This window comes from Streptomyces sp. 840.1 (assembly GCF_003751445.1).
GTDB lineage: Bacteria > Actinomycetota > Actinomycetes > Streptomycetales > Streptomycetaceae > Streptomyces.
The window spans coordinates 816,863-837,837 of sequence record NZ_RJUU01000002.1 but is presented as its reverse complement, the minus strand read 5'-3'; the positions used below and the strand labels follow the sequence as shown (position 1 = coordinate 837,837).

The window sequence follows — 20,975 nt, the reverse complement described above, 5'->3', positions numbered from 1 at the left end:
CCTCGGTCATCCGACGGGCGGCGTCTCGCTGAGCCGCGGTGTCCACATCACACTGATGGACGTCGTCGGTGCGCGACAGGCACGTCTGTCACGAAGTCTTGACCTCAGCGACTGTTCTTCGACCTGAATCGGAACAGGTTCGCGTTCTGGACCGTGTAGGTCAGACCCACATAGGCAGAAACTCCGCGAGTGGTGAGGAAGACGAACTCGTTGAACCGCCTGTGCTGGCTCAGGACTGTCGCTTCCACGCGAGGGTCCGAACTCGAACAGAGCGGGTAACCGTCGGAGTCCGGGTGATATGCGTTGAGTGTGAGGGTGTTCCCCTCCGCCGGACTGTCCACTGCACCGTTTGTCGAATTGAGATACCTTCCGTCCTGGCTGACCGCGTAGAAGCAGTTCTCACCGTTCCTGTCATCGGCTTCGACCAAGGTGAACTCTTCGCTGGGGTCGTTGCCGTCCAGGACCATTTCCAGCGGGGCACCTTCCTCGGAGGAGCCGTTCAGCGGGCGAAGGACCTGCCCGGGGGACTCGGTCGAGTCGGTGATTTCATACACGTCCAACGCCTGGTCGGCATCCTGGAGGAACCAGCGCTGGCTCGAGTCCTCGACGTCCCAGTCACGGCCGAACAGTCGTTCCTGACCCGATACCACGACGGATGTGAGCGCCTGGCCGGTGTGGTGGTTGACCAGCATCCAGGTGTGATCGTCCCCCTCGACCAGAGCCCAGAGCGATTCCGTTCCGTACCAGTGCGTCTTCGTGTAGACCTCCGAGTCGGCCCTGTCGATCTGTCCGAGATAGGCACCGGAGTACACGTGGCGCACACGATGGTATCCGGGGTACTCGGGATCCGCCTCGATCTCGAAGTTCTGCAGCGGCAGATGATTCGGATCGGCCGGTACCGCGACCACCTGACTACCGTCACCACTTTGACCGGAGGGCAGGGCCGACTTCCCGGTCTTGGCGCTGCGAATCACGATCCTCTTCTTCGTCGGCCTCGGGGGCGGACTGTCATGCCCGTCGCCAGGCGGCGTCTGGCCAGGTTCGTCCTCGACCCGAGCGGCGTTCACGTAGAACGTCGAAAGGTGGTGATCCGATAGAGAAACATCGTGGACCTGTCGCGCAGCGACGCTGACGGCGTTGGGCATGTCGCTGCCTGCCGTGACGGCATAGTCGTACTGATAGTCCCTGTTGTCTCCTTGGTAGGTCGGGGCGGCCGGCCGATGGACGGTGAAGTCACGTGCGAAGATGGAGCCTTCCAGGTTCGACGGGGTGCGGTTGAAATCTCCTATGACGACATACCGCATCGGAGCTCCGTTCGGGCCCGCGGCGCTCATTTGCCGGTTGATATTGCGCAGGATCTGAGGGACGTCCGCACCATTGGTCTGTGAATCTCCGTGCAAGGTCCAGTACACGGTGTCGCCGAGGCGGACTCCCAGCGCAGGGCGACCCGTCGATACCCCATTGCTGTTCACGGGCCCGGCGGCGACCCATACATGGGTTCGCCCGTCATCCAAGGGCAGTCGAGAGTAGGTGATGATGCCGATGTTGTTCCGGCCTGTCGTGCTGATGTCGTTGTGTGTGTGCAGCCAGTACACATACCCTCGGGGCCGGGCCTGTGTTCCCAGCGGCACCTCGATAACGTCCTCAGACACGCGTTCAGTGCCGGCCGCGTTCCACCGCACATACTGGTTCTGCGGGATTCGGCGCACATGCGGGTTGTACCCACCAGGGTTGTACCGGGGTGGCCTGCCGGCCTCCTGCACGGCAACCAGGCTGAGATTGAACGCTTCCAGCTCCATGAGCTGACCGATGCGTTCGTACAGGTCGTAGTTCTCACCCGCGAGCCTGCTGGTCGCACCGCGCATGTTCCAGGTACCGACGGTGCGCCGGGATTCGCCCGGCCGGGGTTCGAGTTCACCGCCGGTGTCGTCGAGGAACAGGGAATGCCGGTTGCCGACGTCGAGGGCCGCCACCCCCTTCCCCAAGAAGTCCTGGGTCTCCTGGCCGGTCCAGTCCGCGATGACTTGACCATCCTGGCTCAGGTGCTGGAACTGGTTTGCGTCGTTCGTGTTCGAGCCGAACTGGAAGGCGGTACCGGAGCGCGTACCGTACGGCGTGTAGGGCTCGAACGGCCCGCCCTCGGTAGCCTGTTTGATCAGTGTGTTGTTGTAGAAGACGTTCCGCGGCCCGGAGGAACCGGCCCACTTGGCCGCCTTGGGACCGGCCGCCCACCAGATGGGATACCAGGTGCCCTCGTCGATCTGACCGCCTTCACCGCCGCAGTTGGCGCTGCAGCTGGCCGAGCGGTGCTCGTAGGGAGTGCGCACGGTGTTCTGCTCGAACAGGTTCCCGTGTTCCCAGCCGCCGTGCAGGTTGAGGTCGGAGTCGAGGTCGTTGCGGAAGGCCACGTTGCCGCTGGCCGCCCACTGGAAGGTGAAGTGGCGCAGGTTGCGGCTGATGTTGAGCGCCCACAGCGAGTCCCAGACGCGGCTGCCGCGCAGGTAGCCGTTGCCGCCCTTGCCCTTGTTCCAGGCGCCGTCGAAACTGTTGCGCTCGATCTGCAGATTGCGCGCGACCTCGGTGACGATCGGATGCGAGCCGGTCATCGTCGCCTTGAGCCCGCGCGCCCAGCTGTTGGCGGCCCACTTGAAGACGATGCCGTTCATCGCGTACTCGGGCGCCAGGTTGCCGTAGTTGTGCTTCGCCTGCTCAGGAGTGAGCGAGTACGTGCCACCGTCCAGCTTCGGCAGCCCGTTCATGTCCTGGGTGAAGGAGAAGTCCTCGAAGCCGACTCCTTCGACGATGGTCAGCGGAGTGACCTTGCTGGCGTAGGGGGTGGGTCCCAGCGGCGCGGATCCGTCCGAGACGGAGTCGACCGGCAGGTCCCACTCCAGCGGGCGGTCCAGCGTGATCGTCTTGGCGACCGTGTCCTTGCCGACGAGCCGGAACATCTGCTGACGCATGTGGAGGGACTCCATCAAGCTCGTGTCAGCGATGCCCTGTTGCTCGTAGAACTTCATGCTGTTGGCCGCGCCGACCCAGACGTAGCCATTCAGGACGAGCTTGTCCATCTTCGCTTTCGCGTCCAGCTGCACCACGGAATGGCCCTGCCGGGCCGCGTATCCGGGCTCGTCGCTCTGGGCGCCCAGCTTGAGTCCGGAGGCCCAGTGCTGGTTGATGCTGCCTTCGAAGAGGTCCTTGCGATTGGCCGGGGCCGCAGCCCAGTCGTCCTTGTACCGCTCGGCCATGTCCCGGGTCTGCACCCGGAACAGACCGCGCCCCGGCCATATCCAGCCGCCCTTGCCTACGTCGCTGCCGCTACCGACCGACATGGCGTCCTGGTCCCAGCGACCATTGACCAGCGTGTCGTACCGGGTATTGACGTCGGGGCGGAACACCAGGCGGGTGCCGTTCTCGCCGGAACCCTTCCCTCTGACGGTCAGGAAGCTGGCGTCGACGTAGATCTGCCGGGACACGTCGAGTTGGCCGGCCGGCAGCTCAATGCGCGAGAGTCGCCCGAGGTTGGCCTGCGGAGAGCAGTCGCTCTTGACGTAGTCGATCGCACTCTGCAGTCCGGTGGTGTCATCGACTCCGTCGTCGGCGATCACCTTGTACGTGGACGCGAGTTCTCCCGCCGAGATGATGCAGGAGGCCTGCGTCGTCGCACCTGAGTCACCGCTGGGCAGATCCAGGCCACCTCGGTATCCCACGCGCGACCAGTTCGGCAGGCCGGAGGGCGGGCTCGTGCGGTTCTCGTGACTCAGATCCGGCCCGGATGCCCCCGGCCCGGTGGATGCTGGGTCCTCCTCTGCCGCCGCGACGGCCAGGGCGGCCATGGACGCCGTGGGAGTAAGCGCCGTTGCCGGGGCGATCCCCGACATCAAGAGTGATAGCAGCAGGCCGAACGTAAGGCCAGCCACAGGTCTACCTGGTTTCACGGGAACTCGATTTCTGCGTGCTCGTCTCGTACCTGCACGCGCGGTGAGGGGGAGGAGGGCTCGGGCGGTGCCCACGGGGCAGATCCCGGAACTCGGCTCCTCTTCGAGGCATTTGACTCCGACCGGGCTCGGCGTATCGCCGGATGCCGGACCGTCCTGACACGAGGGCGCCGGGTAGGCGTGTCAGGACCGGCCGGCCGCGAAGGAGTGCCGTTCCGGGGCAGGGGCCGCGAGTCCGGACGACATATGCGGTTCTCTGTTGGCGCCAGGCATGGAGACGTCGACATCGTGCCTGCCGCGCTCTCAGGTCTTGGAGAGGAAGGGTGGTGGATCGCGGCGACGCGGATGTTGTACGGCTGCGCCGCGATCCTGGACCCGGAACGCTGCTGGGTCCCGTATCCGGGTCCTGGCGCTTTGGTTCCCGTACGGGACTACCGTCGGCCTACCACTGAGGCGCGGACGGCGTGGGCATGGCCGCGAAGTCGTAGACGCGCTTCCACAGGACCCCGTTCTGGCCCCCGGCCGAACCATTGATGACGTAGTACAAGGTCGTACCGTCGATCACGGCCAGTGGGGTCTTGTCGAAGGTGCTTGCGAAGGAGTTCTCCTCGTAGAACCCGCTCCACCCGCCCTCGCGGGAAATGATGTAACTGCCGATCGTGTTGTCGCGGTCCTCGGAGATGGTGATGACGCCGTAGCCGTTACGGGAGAGCGCGACCGACGGGCCCTGCCTCGAGAAGCCGTAGGAGTTCGCCGCGAAGATCTGACGCGGGTTCGTCCAGGAGCCACTTCCGTACCGCTGGCGCGACTGGTACACGTAGTTGTTGGTGCCCGTGAAGGCGAGAACGACCTGGTTCCAGGGGGCTGGGTCGTCGTTGTTGGTGTCGACCTGGGCGGCGAGGGCCGGCGCGTCCTTGCTCAGCGCGTCCGGAACCACGCTGGGATTGCTGTAGGTAGCGGTCTGGCCGTTGTAGTACAACGTCCAGATCTGGTCGTCGGACTGGCTGTTCCAGGCGAGCATGTACGAATTGTTGGGGAGCGCGGCGACTCCCACGGGCAGAGTGTTGGTGGTGCGGGTGTCGTTGGGGACCCTGGTCCAGTTGGGCAGGGTGGCGGGCAGCTGGTAGCTCGTGCTCAGCTGGATGCGGTGCTGGTAGATGTGGCTTTCCGTGCCGGTGTGGAAGATCCGGAAGTTACCGCGACCACCGTCGTCGGTCCAGATCACCCGCGGGGACGTATACGTCTGCGCGTCGGGCAACTGGTACGCGGGGCCGCCGTTCAGCGAGATGTAGATGTTGTCGTTGCCCCCGCCGCGCCAGGCATGAATGATGTTGTTGCGGTTGTCGCGTGCCTCACTCGTGGTGGATCTGCTGGTGATTTGGCCGGCCGCGTAGTTCACCGGGTTCCAGTCGCTTCCCTCGCCGGGAAAGCCCCAGACGGCGGATGCCGGCGTCGACAGACCGACGACAGCGGCGGATGCAGCAAGGAATCCCACTGCCGCCAGCCGAAATCTTTTCAGTCTCTTGAGCACTTCGGCCTCCTGGTTTTCTTGCGGAAATTGCGGATCATGCCCACGAGCGCACGCCAGGGCGCGAGGTCCCGCGCCTTGGCGGGGCCCGAACCGTGACGTGGGGCCAGTGGCTGCGGCGGCCCCAAGGTGTGCTGGTTGATCACTTCGTGTGCCGCCCGCCTTGGCCGCACCGCAATTCGGTCGCTGCTGACGAGTTGTCACACATTTGACAGAATGGACGTGTTGGATGTGACAGTGACTGTCGTCACATCCATGTCGAGTGGACAACATCCGCTGAAACGGGCTGCCCAAAGATGCGTCCGTGCCGGGCAGCCTTATACTCCAGGCCGCTCACGAACGCCGGCCTTCGCACGGACTTGGTCCAGCACGTCCGGACGAGCCCCCTTCACCGCAAGGTCCTCCGTGGCGGCCGCTTGGTTCTCGCGGATCAGCTGTGTGGATAGCTGGTGGTGGAGCTCGCGGCGGGCATCCGTGACACGGCATGTCCCGTGCGACACGAATCCTGGCCTTGTCCCTGTTCCCCGCGTCCTCTCCTTGCGGGAGAGGTTTGCTGCGCCTTCTTCAGACTCTTCTCGGCCCGGCGCAGGAAGCGCGGACTGTCGATCCCCGCCCCTTTCGCGCACTTGACTGCCCCGGCCAGCCCTCGCCCGTGCCCCTTGCGTGGCATGGCCGCCAAGGTGACCCCTGGGAGCGATCTTGGTCAGCCCAGGAAGCTCAGCCGCACCTGCCGGTTGGCGTTGTCGACATTCGTGTCCACCAGGCACACCGACTGCCACGTCCCCAGCTCCAGCCGCCCCGCGATCACCGGCAGTGTCGCGTGCGGCGGGACGAGGGCCGGGAGCACGTGGTCGCGGCCGTGGCCGGGGCTGCCGTGGCGGTGCTGCCATCGGTCGTCGGCGGGGAGCAGCGCGTGCAGAGCGGAGAGGAGGTCGTCGTCGCTGCCCGCGCCGGTTTCGAGGACGGCGATCCCCGCTGTCGCGTGCGGTACGAAGATGTTGAGCAGTCCGTCCCGGCCGGCGGCCGTCCGGGTGAGGAACTGTTCGCAGTCGGACGTCAGGTCGGTGACGGTCTCCGTGGTTCCCGTGGTGATGTGCAGGACGCTGGTGGTGAAGGCGGTCGACATGGCTCCATTCTTCCGCCTGCGCCGGACGGTCGCGCGTCCACGTGCCGAGACACCATTGACCGGTTCCTTGCGGGATCGCTACGTTCAGCGCCATGTCCCGATCAGCTCTGCTCACCACGCGCGGTCACATCGACCTGCTGCGGGTGGCTTCCGCCGCGTGTTGTCGCGGCTGCTGACGTTCTCTCAGCACTTTCCCGTCAGTGACCGGGCGCGAGGCGCCCGACCGCTCCTGACGTAGTACGCACTCCGCCCCCACCTCGCACGTGTCGCCCGGCCAGGGCCGGACACCGTGTGGTTCCTCCGTGACCTCCCGCCGCTACGGCGTGGCTGTCGCGTGCCCGGGTGCTGGGGCACCTCCGTTCCCATGAAGCGTTCGTGGAGCCCACATGACTCTCGACCATGCTCTCGCCCCACCCGATATAGCCCCTGAAAAAGGGAAATCCGGCTGGCCGGAAGATCCGGCCCGGCGGCGTCCGCTCGACCTGGAGCCCGTCGTTCCCGCCACCGCTCGCGGTGTCCGGCTGCGGAACGTACCCCGGTGGCTTCGGCGCACCGCCGGGCCGCTGCTGCTGCTGGTTCTGTGGCAGGTGTTCAGCGCCACCGGTGTGCTGCATCCGGACGTACTGGCCTCGCCGGGCACCATCGCCCGCGCGGGGTCGGACCTGATCGCGGACGGGACGCTGACCTCCGCGATGGCCGTCTCGCTCCAGCGGGTGGCCGTGGGGCTGCTGCTGGGAGGCGCCGTCGGGACCGCGCTCGCACTGGTCTCGGGGCTCTCCCGGCTGGGCGAGGACCTGGTCGACGCGAGCGTCCAGATGCTGCGCACCGTGCCGTGGGTCGGGCTGATCCCGCTGTTCATCATCTGGCTGGGAATCGGCGAGGCCCCCAAGGTGGCGCTCATCGCGCTCGGGGTGGCCTTCCATCTGTATCTCAACGTCTACGCGGGCATTCGCGGCGTCGATCCCCAGCTCATCGAAGCGGGTGAGTCCCTGGGCCTCGGGCGCTGGGGGCTGGTGCGGCATGTGGTGCTGCCGGGGGCGTTGCCCGGGGCCATGACGGGGCTGCGCTATTCGCTGGCGACCGCATGGCTGGCGCTGGTCTTCGGTGAGTCGGTCAACGCCGACGCCGGAATCGGCTTCCTGATGAACCAGGCCCGGGAGTTCTTCCGCACCGACGTCATCGTCGTCTGCCTGGTGGTCTACGCCTTCCTCGGCCTCGCCGCCGATGTCATCGTCCGCATTCTCGAAAGGCTGCTGCTGCAATGGCGACCGACCTTCACGGGCCAGTGACCACCCGCTCCCCCGCCCCGGCCGGACCGCTGCCGGAGGCCGCCGTACGGGTCGAGGGGCTGTCCCGTTCCTTCGACGGCCGGGATGTCATCGACGGGCTCGATCTGACCCTGCGCGCGGGTGAGTTCACCGTACTGCTCGGCCGCAGCGGCTGCGGGAAGTCGACCCTGCTGAGGGTGCTCGCCGGCCTGGACCGGGAGATCAGGGGGACGGTACTGGTCCCCCGGCGCCGGGCGGTCGCGTTCCAGGCGCCTCGCCTGATGCCCTGGAAACGCGTCTGGCGCAACGTACTGCTCGGGCTGCCCGGTAAGCCCGAACGCGCCGTGGCCGAGAAGGCGTTGGCGGAAGTCGGGCTCACCGAGCGCTCCGGGGCCTGGCCCAGGACGCTCTCGGGCGGTGAGGCACAGCGCGCCTCGCTGGCCCGTGCACTGGTCCGCGAGCCCGATCTGCTGCTGCTCGACGAGCCGTTCGGCGCACTCGACGCACTGACCAGGATCAAGGCCCAGCAGCTGGTGGCCGAGCTCTGGCAGCGCCGGGGCTGCGCCGTACTGCTCGTCACGCACGACGTGGACGAGGCACTGCTCCTCGCGGACCGCGCGCTGGTGATGCGGGACGGTGCCATCGCGTACGAGACGTCCGTGGGCCTGGACCGCCCGCGCAACCCCGGCACCCCGGAGTTCGCCGCGCTGCGCACCCGGCTGCTCACCGAGCTCGGCGTCGAGACGGCCCCCGCGGCCGCCTGAGACCCGAGCCCACTCCGCCCCCTGAACCCCCGCCTGTCCGGACCGGAGAGAGACGACATGAACCGCCGTACCCTGCCCGCGCTTTTGCTCCCCTTCGCCCTGCTCCTCACCGCCTGCGGCGGCGCGAGCTCCGCCTCCACGGCGAGCAGCACCGACGGCAAGGGCAGCGTCACACTCAACATCGGCGACCAGAAGGGTGGTTACGAAGCCATCCTGCGCGCCTCCGGTGAGCTGGACGACCTCGACTTCCGCATCAAATGGTCCACCTTCACCTCCGGGCCACCACTTCTGGAGGCGGTCAACGCCGGGGCCGTGGACATCGGCGGGGTCGGCAACACCCCGCCGGTGTTCGCCGCCGGTGCCGGTTCCAAGGTCGTGGTGGTGGGCGCCACGCACGGCTCGTCGGCCGGTGAGGCGATCGTGGTCCCCAAGGACTCGCCGCTGCGGAGCCCGGCGCAGCTGAAGGGCAGGTCGATAGCCGTCGCCCAGGGCAGCTCCGCCCACTTCCAGCTGATCAGCTCGCTGAAGAAGGCCGGGCTCGGCATTTCGGACGTGAAGCTGAAGTACCTTCAGCCGGCCGACGCGCTGGCCGCGTTCACCCGGGGCAAGGTCGACGCCTGGGCCGTCTGGGACCCGTACACCTCGCAGGTGCTGCGGGGCGGCAGGGCGCGGGTGCTGACCACGGGCGAGGGGGTCGTCAACGGCCTCGGGTTCCAGGTCGCCTCGCCCGCCGCGCTCAAGGAGTCCGGGAAGTCCAGGGCCATCGGTGATCTGCTGGTCCGGCTGAACCGGGCGCAGAACTGGGTGTTCAAGCACCCCGACGCATGGGCGAAGGTCTGGGCGAAGGAGACCGGACTGCCGTACGAGGTGGCGCTGGACGCGGTGAAGCGGACGGCCGGCACCCGGGTTCCCGTCGCCGTCGATCCGGCCGCGATCGCCTCCGAGCAGGAGATCGCGGACACCTTCGCGGACCTGAAGCTCATCCCGCGCCGTTTCGTCTTCAAGGACTTCGTCGACACCCGCTTCAACCGTGATCTCCCCCCGTCCTCGGCAGCCCCGCGCTCGTACGGAAAGGCCTCCTCATGAACGTCCACCTGCACTGGTTCCTGCCCACGGGCGGCGACGGGCGCACGCTCGTCGACCGGCACGCGTACACCGACGGCGGGATCAAGCGGGACCGGATCACCCCGGTCAGCGGGGTGCGCGCGCCCGACATCGAGTACCTGGCGCAGATCGCCAAGGCCGCCGAACAGCTGGGGTTCGAGGCCGTGCTGACGCCGACCGGGACCTGGTGCGAGGACGCCTGGCTCACGACGGTGGCGCTGGCCCAGCACACCGAGCGGCTGAAGTTCCTGGTGGCGTTCCGGCCCGGCGTGATCTCGCCGGTGCTCGCCGCGCAGATGGCCGCGACGTATCAGCGGATCACCCGGGGGCGGCTGCTGCTCAACGTCGTGACGGGCGGTGACTCCACGGAGCAGCGGCGGTTCGGTGACCATCTGGACCACGACCGGCGCTACGCGAGGACCGCGGAGTTCCTGTCGGTGGTGCGGGGTGCGTGGAGCGGCCGGCCGTTCGACTTCGACGGGGCGCACTACCAGGTGGAGGGCGGGCTGACGGCGCTGCCGCCGGATCCGCTGCCCGAGGTCTTCTTCGGCGGCTCGTCGGCCGCGGCCGGGCCGGTCGCCGCGAAGCACGCCGATGTCTACCTGACCTGGGGCGAGCCGCCCGCCGATGTGAAGAAGAAGATCGACTGGATCCGGGGGCTGGCCGAGGAGCAGGGCCGCACGGTGCGGTTCGGGATCCGGCTGCACACCATCTCGCGCGACTCGTCGCGCGAGGCGTGGGCGACCGCCGACCGGCTGCTGGGCGACCTCGACGCCGATACGGTCGCGGCGGCCCAGCAGGCACTGGGGCGGAGCGAGTCCGTGGGGCAGCAGCGGATGCTGGCACTGCACGGGGGTTCACGCGACAAGCTGGAGATCGCGCCCAATCTGTGGGCCGGGGTCGGTCTGGTGCGGGGCGGCGCGGGCACCGCGCTGGTGGGCAGCCACGCGGAGGTCGCGGACCGGATCGAGGAGTACCACGCCCTGGGTGTGGAGCACTTCGTGCTCTCGGGATACCCGCATCTGGAGGAGGCGTACTGGTTCGGTGAGGGCGTCACCCCGGAGCTGGCGGCCCGGGGGCTGCTGTCGACGGTCCCGGCGTCCCCGCTTCTGACGGTGCCTGCGGCGAACGGCCGTCCGGCCTCCGCTCCGGGCGGCGCGCCGCTGCTGTTCGCCGGGGGGCGCTGAGCTCTCCGGGAACAGGCGGGAAGATCCGCGCCCCCGCCACAGTTGGTAGAAGCGTGAACAATATCGGGGTGCGCTCAGTGGATGCCGTAGTGGTGGGCGCCGGGCAGGCAGGTCTGTCCGCCGCCTACCACCTGCGCCGTACGGGCCTGGAGCCGGACCGCGATTTCGTGGTGCTCGACCATGCCCCGCGCCCCGGTGGTGCCTGGCAGTTCCGCTGGCCGTCACTGACGTACGGCAAGGTGCACGGCATGCACGCGCTGCCCGGCATGGAGCTGACCGGCGCCGATGACAGCAGGCCCTCCTCCGAGGTGATCGGCGAGTACTTCGACTCGTACGAGAACACCTTCGGCCTTCGGGTGCACCGGCCGGTGGAGGTGAGCGCGGTGCGCGAGGGCGACGGCGGGCGGCTGCTCGTGGAGAGCTCCGAGGGTACGTACGCGACGCGGGCCCTGGTCAGCGCGACGGGGACCTGGGACCGGCCGTTCTGGCCGCGCTACCCGGGCCAGGACACCTTCCGGGGCCGTCAGCTGCACACGGCGAACTATCCGGGGCCCGCCGGGTTCGCCGGACTGCGGGTCGTCGTGGTGGGCGGTGGGGCCTCCGGTACCCAGCACCTGATGGAGATCGCCGAGGTGGCCGCCGACACCCACTGGGTGACGCGCCGGCCGCCGGTCTTCCGCGAGGGCCCGTTCGACGCGGACCGGGGGCGGGCGGCCGTCGCCATGGTGGCGGACCGGGTGCGGCGCGGGCTGCCGCCGCAGAGTGTGGTGAGCGTGACCGGGCTGCCGGTCACCGACGCCGTCCGGCGCGCCCGCGAGTCGGGGGTGCTCGACCGCCTGCCGATGTTCGACCGGATCACACCGGCCGGGGTCGCCTGGGACGACGGCCGCACCGTCGAGGCCGATGTCATCCTCTGGGCGACCGGCTTCCGGCCCGCCGTCGACCACCTCGCCCCGCTGAGGCTGCGCGAGCCGGGCGGCGGCATCCGGGTCGAGGGGACCCGGGCGGTACGCGACGAGCGCGTCCAGCTCGTCGGCTACGGCCCGTCCGCCAGCACGATCGGCGCCAACCGGGCGGGGCGGGCCGCCGCGCGAGCGGTCGCACAGCTGCTGGACCGGGCCGAGCCGGCTGCGGAACGGGCGGCTTCGGTGGCCTGAGCGGGGCGAGGCGGTCGACGGCGAGGCTGGGCCGGGCAGGAGCGGCAGGCTGGGTGGCTCAGCCGTTGCCGGCGCCGCGCCGGTTGCGGTTGAACTCCTCGACGTTGCGCTGCTGTTGCGCGTAGTCGGCGGTGAAGCGGGTGTCGCCCGGCGCGACGGTGACGAAGTAGAGCCAGGGGCCGGCGGTCGGGCTGATCGCGGCCGCCATCGCCTGCTCCCCCGGATTGCCGATGGGCGTGGGCGGCAGCCCCTTGTGCTCGTAGCTGTTGTACGGACTGTCGATCTTCGTGTCGCCCGCGGTGGTGTCCAGGGTGCTGCGGTTCAGCGCGTAGTTGAGCGTGGAGTCCATCTGGAGCGGCATGTCGCGCGCGAGCCGGTTGTGGACGACCCGCGCCACCTTGCCCATGTCCGGCCCGGTGTCCGCCTCGGCCTGCACGATGCTGGCGATCGCCACCGTCTGGTAGACCGTGACGCCGTTGCGCTGCGCCCCGGTCGTGATGTGGTCCGCGCCGAACCGTTTGACCGCCGTGTCCACCATGTAGCGCAGCAGGCTCTGCGGGGTGGTGTCGGAGGTGACGGGATACGTCGCCGGGAAGAGGTAGCCCTCGGGGTTGCCCTTCGCCGAGGGCGGGAGGGGCAGACCGGCCGCGGCGACGGCCTTCTCCGTGGTGCCGGAGGGCTCGTCGAGGACCTTGTCCACGGCCGCGTACACCTGGGAGGCCCGCCACCCCTCGGGGATCACGAGGGAACGGGTCCGCTCGGTGGACCGCTCCCTCGTCAGCAGCGGCACGAGGACGGCCGCGGCCACCACGAGGACGAGCACGGCGGCGACGAGCAGCGCCAGCCGGCCGCGGCGGGTCGGGCGGAGCTTGCGACGGGGCGGGGTGTCCGGGGACTCGTTCACCATGCGGGAACGCTATCCCGCAGGGATCCGCTCGTCCGGCACCCCGCCGCCTACGACACGCGCCCCGCACCGGCACCGGCATGGGCCTCCCGCAAGGCGAACGCACGAACAGGGGATCGGATGTTCGCTGGAACGTGTGGTCGTATCGGCATTCGTTGCTCAACTGCTGCGCGGTACATGATGATTACAGAGCGCAAGCGACGGGCTGCAGACCGCGACTGTGCTGTCCCAGAGAATCACCATGCACAAGGAGAAAAACCAGATGAACGTCCTCACCAACCTGCTTGCCGGTGTCGTCCACTTCGTGGGTTGGCTCATCTGATCACTGCTCGATGGACCGTCGTTCGATTGACCGTCGTTCGATGACCATTGTTCGATCAGGCGCCGCCGCTTCCCGTCCCACGGAAGCGGCGGCGCCGTCGTATGCGCCCGGACCGCCCGGGTTCACTCCTCGCGGAACGAGGCGAACATGTCGAGGAGCGGCTGCGGTGCCCGGTCGTTGAAGATCGTCTCGAGACCCTCGGCGGACTCCTGCGCGCTCTTCGTACTGCGCGCGAAAAGGTCCGCCTCGTAGGCGGCCAGCGCCGCTTCGGCATCGCCCGGGTGAGCGGCGAGCGCCCGGCCCAGATCGGCGCCGTCGATCATGGCGAGGTTGGCACCCTCGCCCGCGAAGGGGGACATCAGGTGCGCGGCGTCGCCGAGGAGGGTGACGCCCGGGGTGCGACTCCACCGGTGGCCGGCGGGAAGAGCGTGGATGAGACGCGGCACCAGCGCGCCGTCGGCGTCGGTGATCAGGCGCCGGAGCGCGGGCGCCCAGTCCGCGAAGAGGTGGACCATGGCGGCCCTGGAGGCTTCGGCGTCGGTGAAGTCGATCGTCGACAGCATTCCCTCGGCGACACGCAGCCCGGCGTAGACGTGGAGGCTGCCGTCGGATTCGCGGTGTGCGAGGAAGCCCCGGTTGTCGCCGAGGGCGAAGAACATTCCGCCGCCGATGAGCTCGGCGCACTCGGGGTGGCGGGCGTCGGCCTCGAAAAGGTCCATCTCCACGAAGGAGATGCCGGTGTAGGCGGGGGCGGCGTCGGAGAGCAGCGGGCGGATGCGGGACCAGGCGCCGTCCGCCCCGACGAGCAGTCCGGCGGTGAAGGAGGTGCCGTCCGCGAGGGTCACCTGGTGCTGCCCGTCACCGGTGGGCCCGGCGCCGGTGATCCTGCTGCCCCAGCGCACGGTCCCCTCGGGCAGCGAGTCGAGCAGCAGGTCGCGCAGGTCTCCTCGGTCGATCTCGGGACGGCCACCCGAACCGTCGTCCGCCTGTTCGAGCAGCACCCGGGCGTGCTTGTCCAGGACGCGCATGGCCTCGCCGCCGGGGTGGACCTTCTCCCGGAACCGCTCGTGCAGCCCGGCGGCGCGCAGGGCGGCCTGGCCGGAATCCTCGTGGATGTCGAGCATGCCGCCCTGGGTGCGGGCGTTGCGGTCGGCCTCCAGGTCGAAGACCGCCGCCTCGATCCCGTTCACCTGCAGTACGCGGGCGAGCGTGAGGCCTCCGAGACCGGCGCCGATGATCGCGATGGGGTGGTGTGCGCTGCTCATGGTGGTACCTCCGGCTCGTCGGGAATGCCGGCCGCAGGTTCCGCGCGGTCCGGCGCCCTCGTCGGCGGCAGAGCGGCGAGGGGCACACATCCACTCTAACGAACGCGTTCGTTACGAACGAGTTCACCGAGCGGTCGGGCGTGTCCCGCCCGCTCAGCCCGCCGCCGGGGCGAGCTGTGTGTCCCGGCGGACCAGGGCCGCGTAGCGCCCGTCCTGGTCGAGCAGTTCCTCGTGGCTGCCGCGCTCCGCGGTCCGTCCGCCGTCCAGGACGACGATCTGATCCGCGTCGCGCACGGTGGAGAGCCGGTGAGCGATGGTGAGGGTGGTGCGCCCGGCGGAGAGCGCGTCGATCGCCTCCTGCACGGCGAATTCGGTACGGGTGTCGAGGGCGCTCGTCGCCTCGTCGAGGATCAGCACCGGCGGGTCGCGCAGGATGGTGCGGGCGATAGCCAGGCGCTGCTTCTCGCCGCCGGAGAACCGGTAGCCGCGTTCACCGACCAGGGTGTCGTAGCCGTCGGGCAGGGAGGCGATGTGGTCGTGGATCTGCGCCGCGCGGGCGGCGGCCTCGATCTCCTCGTCGGTGGCGTCCGGCTTGGCGAAGCGCAGGTTCTCGGCCACCGAGGCGTGGAAGAGGTACGTCTCCTGGGAGACCACCCCGATGGCCCTGGCGAGGGTGTCGAAGTCCAGATCCCGTACGTCGACGCCGTCGAGCGTGACCCGCCCGCCGGATACGTCGTACAGCCGGGGCACCAGGTAGCTGAGGGTGGATTTGCCGGAGCCGGTGGGGCCCACGACGGCCAGGCTGCCGCCGGCGGGCACGGCCACGTCGACGCCGCTGAGCGTGGGCGCGCCCTTCTCGTCGTAGCTGAAGTCGACGTTCTCGAAGCGGATCTCGCCACGGATCTTCTCCAGCCGGACCGGGTTCTCCGGCTCGGTGATGTCCACCGTGAGGTCGAGGTATTCGAAGATCCGCTGGAAGAGCGCGAGGGACGTCTGCATCTGCACGCCGGTGGAGAGCAGGCTCACGGCGGGCCGGAACAGGCCCTGCTGGAGCGAGACGAAGGCGACGAGCGTACCGATGGAGACGGCGGGTCCGCTGGACTGCAGGGTGATGCCCGCCGCCCAGTAGATGACGGCCGGCATGGCGGCCATGACGATGCCGATCGTCGACATCCGCCAGCGTCCGGCCATGCTGGAGCGCACTTCGAGGTCGACCAGCCGCTCGGACTCCTCGGTGAAGCTCTTGGTGAGCGAGTCCGACCGGCCCATGGTGCGGCCGAGCAGGATGCCGCTGACGGACAGCGATTCGGTGACGGTGGCCGCCATGGCCGCCATCTGCTTCTGCCGCTGGGTGGTGATCTTCTTGCGCTCCCGGCCGACCCGGCGGCTGATCCACACGAAGACGGGAAGCAGGAGCAGCGAGACGACGGTGAGCCGCCAGTCGAGCGCGATCATGGCGACGACGGTGGCGATGACCGCGGTGAGGTTGGAGACCAGCGAGGTCGCCGTCGAGGTGACGGTGGCCTGCATGCCTCCGATGTCGTTGGCGATCCGGGACTGGACCTCACCCGTGCGGGTCTTGGTGAAGAAGGCGAGCGGCATCCGCTGCAGCTGCGTGTAGACCGCGGTGCGCAGGTCGTGCATCACGCGCTGGCCGACGGTGGTGGAGATGAGGGTCTGCAGCACGCCGAAGACGCTGTTCATCACGGCGGTCAGGATCATGCCGAGTGCGAGCAGCGACAGGAGTCCGGTCCGCCCCTGCGGGATGGCCGTGTCGAGGATCTCGCGCAGCAGGAACGGCGAGGCCACCGACACCAGCGACGAGGCGCCGACGAGCAGGCCGACCACCGCGAGGCGGCCGCGGTAGGGATGGAAGAGGCGGAGGATGCGGCGCAGCTCGGCGGGCGGCTGCTCGGCATCCGGTGGCTGGGGTGTCCACGTGGGTTCGTCGGGTTTCATGGGCTCCTTCGTCAGGCGTGCGACAACAGGACAACAGGGGCAAAGAGGGAGGGCTTCCGACCGCCTGCGACGCCGTGCGTGTCAGCGGTCCGGGCTGCTCAGGGCGGCGGCCGTCACGATCTGCGGCCCGCCGGCATCACAGCCCTCACAGTCCAGCGAACAGGAGCATAGCTCATTGTTACCTCTACTCACAATGAACGTGGTCCTGATATTGTTCCTGACATGGATTCCCCCGACCCCGACGGCCTGCTCGCCGAACAGCTGCTGCGGCTGACCCGCAGGCTCCAGCGCATTCAGAGCCGCCAGCTGGAGCCGGCCGGCATCACCCCCGCGCAGTTCCGGCTGCTGCGCACCGTCGCCCACTACGACGGCGCGCCACGGATGGCGGATCTCGCGCAGCGCCTGGACGTGGTCCCGCGCGCCGTGACCACGCTGGTGGACGGCCTGGAGGCCGGCGGCCGGGTGCGCCGGGTCCCCGATCCGGACAGCCGCCGGGTGGTCCGGATCGAGATCACCGACCAGGGCGTCGCCACCCTGCGGTCGCTGCGCGACGGGCGCCGGGCGGCCGCAGAGGAGATCCTGGCTCCATTGACCGCCGATCAGCGCGAGGTGCTCGGCGGCCTGCTGACCGCTCTGGTCGACGGAATGCCGGAGCGCCGCTGCTGACCGGGTGCGAAGCACCCACCGAGCCGCCCGAGGGGACACCGAATGCCGCTGCTGGAGCCGAAGCCGGAAGCCCTGAGCCCCGGGGCAATGCGCAGCCCCACCCACGACCGGGTGCCCGACGGGCAGGCGACCGGCACGCCCGAGCCGATGCGGAGCGAGCTGACCGCCCTGCTGGGCGCCCACAAGGTGCTGTGGAAGATCTCCGACCTGGTGCGCTACGCCTCCGACGCCAGCCCCTACCGCTTCGTGCCCCAGGTCGTCGTCGTCCCCGAGGACATCGACGACGTCTCGGCGATCCTGTCGTACGCGCACGGCAAGGGCCGCAACGTCGTCTTCCGGGCGGCGGGCACCAGCCTCAACGGGCAGGCGCAGGGCGAGGACATCCTCGTCGACGTACGGCACCACTGGGCGGGCATCGAGGTACTGGACGGCGGGGCGCGGGCCCGCATCCGGCCGGGGACGACGGTCATGCGGGCCAACGCCACCCTCGCCCGGCACGGCCGGCTGCTCGGCCCCGATCCGGCCAGCGCGATCGCCTGCACGATCGGCGGGGTCGTCGCCAACAACGCCTCCGGGATGACGGCGGGCACCAGCCGCAACTCCTACCGGACCGTCTCCTCACTGACCGTCGTGCTGCCCGGCGGCACCGTGGTGGACACCGGCGATCCCTCGGCGGACGAGGACCTGGCGCACGCCGAGCCGCAGCTGTGCGCGGGGCTCCTCGCGCTGAAGGCCGAGATCGAGGCCGACGCGGCGCTCACCGCCCGGATCCGGGCCAAGTACGAGATCAAGAACACCAACGGCTACCGGCTCGACGCCTTCCTGGACGGCACGACACCCGTAGAGATCCTGCGCGGCCTCATGGTCGGTTCGGAGGGCACCTTCGGCTTCATCTCCGAGGTCGTCTTCGAGACCCTGCCCCTGGACCGCCGCGTCTCCACCGCGCTGCTCTTCTTCCCCTCCCTCACGGCGGCGGCCGCCGCCGTGCCGCTGTTCAACGAAGCGGGCGCCATCGCCGTCGAGCTGATGGACGGGAACACCCTGCGGGCCTCCGTCAGCGTGCAGGGCGTCCCCTCCGACTGGGCCGGGCTGCCGAAGGAGACGGCGGCGCTGCTGGTGGAGTTCCGCGCGCCGGACGAGCCGGGCCAGGAGGCGTACGAGCGGGCGGCGGCCGGTGTGGTGCGCCGGCTGGAGCTGGTGCGGCCCGTCACCTCTGTCACCAACGAGTTCACCCGGGACGCCGGGACGATCTCCGGCTACTGGAAGGCCCGGAAGGCCTTCGTCACCGCGGTCGGCGGCTCCCGGCCCTCCGGTACGACACTGATCACGGAGGACTTCGCCGTACCGCCCTCCCGGCTGGCCGACGCCTGCGAGGCGCTCCTCGCGCTCCAGGCCGAGCACGGCTTCGACGCCGCCGTCGCCGGCCACGCGGCCCACGGCAACCTGCACTTCCTGCTCGCCTTCGACGCGGCGAAGCCCGCCGACGTCGACCGGTACGCCGCCTTCATGGCGGACTTCTGCCGGCTGACCGTGGAGCGGTTCGACGGATCGCTCAAGGCGGAGCACGCCACCGGCCGCAACATCGCGCCCTTCCTGGAGCTGGAGTGGGGGCCGAGGGCGACCGAACTGATGTGGCGGACCAAGCAGCTCATCGACCCCGACGGGGTGCTGGCACCGCGGATCGTCCTGGACCGCGACCCCAGGGCCCATCTGCGCGGCCTGAAGACCATCCCGCGCGTCGAACCGGTCGCCGACCCCTGCATCGAGTGCGGGTTCTGCGAACCGACCTGCCCCAGCCACGACCTGACCACCTCACCGCGCCAACGCATCGTGCTGCGCCGGGAGATGATGCGGCAGCCGGACGGCTCGCCGGTGGAGACCGGGCTGCTCGACGCGTACGGCTACGACGCGGTCGACACCTGCGCGGGCGACTCCACCTGCAAGCTCGCCTGCCCGGTCGGGATCGACACCGGCGCCATGATGAAGGGCTTCCGCCACCAGCGGCACTCCCCGCGCGAGGAGCGGATCGCCGCGCTCACGGCGAAGCGGTTCCGCGCCGTGGAGGCGGCGGCCCGGCTCGCCGTCGCCGCGGCGAGCCGGATCGACGACCGGCTCCTCGAAGGCGTCACCGCTCTCGCCCGCCGGGCCGTGCGCCCCGACCTGATGCCCGCGTGGCTGCCGGAGATCCCCGGGGCCGCCGCCCGCAGACTGCCGCGCACCACAAGGACGGGGGCGAGCGCCGTCTACTATCCGGCCTGCGTCAACCGCATCTTCGGCGGCCCCGAGGGGCAGCACCTCCCGTCCCTGCCGCAGGCCGTGGTCGCCGTGTCGGCGCGGGCCGGGAAGCCGGTCTGGATCCCCGAGGACGTCGCCGGGACCTGTTGCGCGACGATCTGGCACTCCAAGGGCTACGACACCGCCAACGCCGTGATGGCCAACCGGATCGTGGAAGCCGCCTGGGGCTGGACCGCGGGCGGGAGGCTGCCGCTCGTCGTCGACGCCTCGTCCTGCACGCTGGGCATCGCCCATGAGGTGGTGCCGTATCTGACCGAGGACAACCGGGCGTTGCACCGCGAGCTGAACATCGTCGACTCCCTGGTCTGGGCCGCCGACGAACTCCTCCCGGAGCTGACCGTGCTGCGCCGGACCGGCTCAGCCGTCCTGCACCCGACGTGCTCGATGGAGCACCTGGGCGATGTGGAGCACCTGCGCGCGGTCGCACAGGCCTGCGCACGGGAGGTCGTGGTACCGGACGATGCCGCGTGCTGCGGATTCGCGGGCGACCGGGGCATGCTGCACGAGGAACTGACGGCCTCGGCGACCGCGAAGGAGGCCGCCGAGGTCAACACCCGGGAGTACGACACGTATCTCTCGGCCAACCGGATGTGCGAGATCGGCATGGACCGGGCGACGGGCCGCTCGTACTACTCGGCGCTGATGGAACTGGAGCGGGCGACCAGGCCGGGACCCGGTCAGGCCTGAAGGGCCGCCCGGTCGCCCATGACGACGACCGGGTGCTGCTTCGGGTCCAGGGTGCGCAGGAGTTTCTCCATGCCCGCCTTCGGCAGGCTCACGCAGGCCGAGGTGCCGCTTCCGTGGTCCATGTGCAGCCAGATACTGCCGCCCTTGGTCTGGCCCTGGGGTCGCGTCGGGTCGTTGGGAGGCGTGCCCTTGACCCGGTTGTAGTCGATGGCGATGACGTAGTCGAAGTCGTGCCAGTGGGACTTGGCCCAGTAGTGCGGGGCCTGGATGGAGGCCGACTCCGTGTACGGGAGCAGCGCGCCCGGGTCGGGCAGTACGCCGCCCGCGTCGGTGAGGGTGAAGACCCCCACGGGGCTGCGCTTGTCGTCCTCGTGGTGGTTGTCGGCCCAGCCCTTCTTCCCGTTGTGGGCCTTCCAGCCGGCGGCCTTGTCCCAGGTGGAGCCGGACTTGGTGTAGAGCACGACCGTGGAGTCCGCGGAGTTCTTGCCGTCGCCGTAGACGGTGACGACCTGACGGGAGTTGTCCGGGATCTGCGACTGCAGCCGGTCGCCCACGTCCGGAATGCGCTTCAGGTCGGTGACCGGCGCCTTGTCCTTCGACTTGGGGGCGTCGGAGGACCGCGCGTCCGTCTCCTTCGCGTCCTGGTCCGCGCCGCATGACGTCAGGGCCATGAGCAGGACTGCGCAGGCGGCCGCCGAGACCGCCACTCGTACCGAACCGGCTATATACATCCGTCCATGGTCGCACCCGCCGGCGGCCGGCCCCGCCCCACCCGTGCGCACCGCGGCGAATGCGTGCCGAATCT

Annotated in this window: 15 protein-coding genes; 8 read left to right on the top strand and 7 right to left on the bottom strand. The window is 69.5% G+C overall.

Features of this window, described 5'->3' with window-relative positions:
- Positions 1–104: 104 nt before the first annotated feature.
- The 3 genes from EDD93_RS29975 to EDD93_RS29965 form a co-directional block, all read right to left on the bottom strand.
- Positions 105–3,881, bottom strand: coding sequence for a hypothetical protein (locus EDD93_RS29975; RefSeq protein WP_148083915.1), 3,777 nt, complete (start codon positions 3,879–3,881; stop codon positions 105–107).
- 499 nt (positions 3,882–4,380) lie between these two features.
- Positions 4,381–5,433, bottom strand: coding sequence for a hypothetical protein (locus tag EDD93_RS29970; protein ID WP_148083914.1), 1,053 nt, complete (start codon positions 5,431–5,433; stop codon positions 4,381–4,383).
- 736 nt (positions 5,434–6,169) lie between these two features.
- Complete coding sequence (locus EDD93_RS29965) at positions 6,170–6,592, bottom strand: secondary thiamine-phosphate synthase enzyme YjbQ (protein WP_123528617.1); 423 nt, start codon at positions 6,590–6,592, stop codon at positions 6,170–6,172.
- Between the two features lie 92 nt (positions 6,593–6,684).
- Between EDD93_RS29965 and EDD93_RS40850 the strand changes: the two genes are divergently transcribed.
- The 6 genes from EDD93_RS40850 to EDD93_RS29940 all read left to right on the top strand — a co-directional run bounded on the left by EDD93_RS40850 (position 6,685) and on the right by EDD93_RS29940 (position 12,072).
- Entirely contained in the window at positions 6,685–6,768 is an 84-nt protein-coding gene (locus EDD93_RS40850) for a putative leader peptide (RefSeq protein WP_398905870.1), read from the top strand.
- Positions 6,769–6,978: 210 nt separating this feature from the next.
- A complete protein-coding gene (locus EDD93_RS29960) occupies positions 6,979–7,881 on the top strand; it encodes an ABC transporter permease (protein WP_185092563.1) in 903 nt (300 codons plus the stop codon).
- Complete coding sequence (locus EDD93_RS29955; RefSeq protein WP_123528616.1) at positions 7,854–8,624, top strand: ABC transporter ATP-binding protein; 771 nt, start codon at positions 7,854–7,856, stop codon at positions 8,622–8,624. Before EDD93_RS29960 ends, EDD93_RS29955 begins: the two co-directional genes overlap by 28 nt.
- Positions 8,625–8,681: 57 nt before the next feature.
- Entirely contained in the window at positions 8,682–9,710 is a 1,029-nt protein-coding gene (locus tag EDD93_RS29950; protein WP_123528615.1) for an ABC transporter substrate-binding protein, read from the top strand.
- Positions 9,707–10,915 (top strand): LLM class flavin-dependent oxidoreductase, encoded by a 1,209-nt coding sequence (locus tag EDD93_RS29945; RefSeq protein WP_123528614.1) that lies wholly within the window; start codon positions 9,707–9,709, stop codon positions 10,913–10,915. The genes EDD93_RS29950 and EDD93_RS29945 overlap by 4 nt, the downstream gene beginning before the upstream one ends.
- A gap of 68 nt (positions 10,916–10,983) precedes the next feature.
- Positions 10,984–12,072: an NAD(P)-binding domain-containing protein gene (locus EDD93_RS29940; RefSeq protein ID WP_123528613.1), complete on the top strand. Its 1,089-nt coding sequence runs from the start codon at positions 10,984–10,986 to the stop codon at positions 12,070–12,072.
- 58 nt (positions 12,073–12,130) lie between these two features.
- Here the strand turns inward: EDD93_RS29940 and mltG are convergent, their stop codons facing one another.
- From mltG to EDD93_RS29925, 3 genes are all read right to left on the bottom strand, one after another.
- On the bottom strand, positions 12,131–12,979 hold the full coding sequence (gene mltG, locus EDD93_RS29935; protein ID WP_123528612.1) for an endolytic transglycosylase MltG: 849 nt from the start codon (positions 12,977–12,979) through the stop codon (positions 12,131–12,133).
- 441 nt (positions 12,980–13,420) lie between these two features.
- Positions 13,421–14,563 (bottom strand): NAD(P)/FAD-dependent oxidoreductase, encoded by a 1,143-nt coding sequence (locus tag EDD93_RS29930; RefSeq protein WP_123528611.1) that lies wholly within the window; start codon positions 14,561–14,563, stop codon positions 13,421–13,423.
- A gap of 153 nt (positions 14,564–14,716) precedes the next feature.
- Positions 14,717–16,522, bottom strand: a complete 1,806-nt coding sequence (locus tag EDD93_RS29925; protein ID WP_123528610.1) for an ABC transporter ATP-binding protein — start codon at positions 16,520–16,522, stop codon at positions 14,717–14,719.
- 222 nt (positions 16,523–16,744) lie between these two features.
- Here EDD93_RS29925 and EDD93_RS29920 point away from each other — a divergent pair, with 222 nt between their 5' ends.
- Complete coding sequence (locus EDD93_RS29920; protein ID WP_123528609.1) at positions 16,745–17,188, top strand: MarR family winged helix-turn-helix transcriptional regulator; 444 nt, start codon at positions 16,745–16,747, stop codon at positions 17,186–17,188.
- A 42-nt stretch (positions 17,189–17,230) separates the two neighbouring features.
- Positions 17,231–20,170: an FAD-binding and (Fe-S)-binding domain-containing protein gene (locus EDD93_RS29915; protein ID WP_123528608.1), complete on the top strand. Its 2,940-nt coding sequence runs from the start codon at positions 17,231–17,233 to the stop codon at positions 20,168–20,170.
- On the opposite strand, the gene EDD93_RS29910 is transcribed toward EDD93_RS29915, so the two are convergent.
- On the bottom strand, positions 20,161–20,901 hold the full coding sequence (locus EDD93_RS29910) for a hypothetical protein (protein WP_398905530.1): 741 nt from the start codon (positions 20,899–20,901) through the stop codon (positions 20,161–20,163). The two genes, EDD93_RS29915 and EDD93_RS29910, sit on opposite strands and share 10 nt — an antisense overlap.
- Positions 20,902–20,975: the final 74 nt, after the last annotated feature.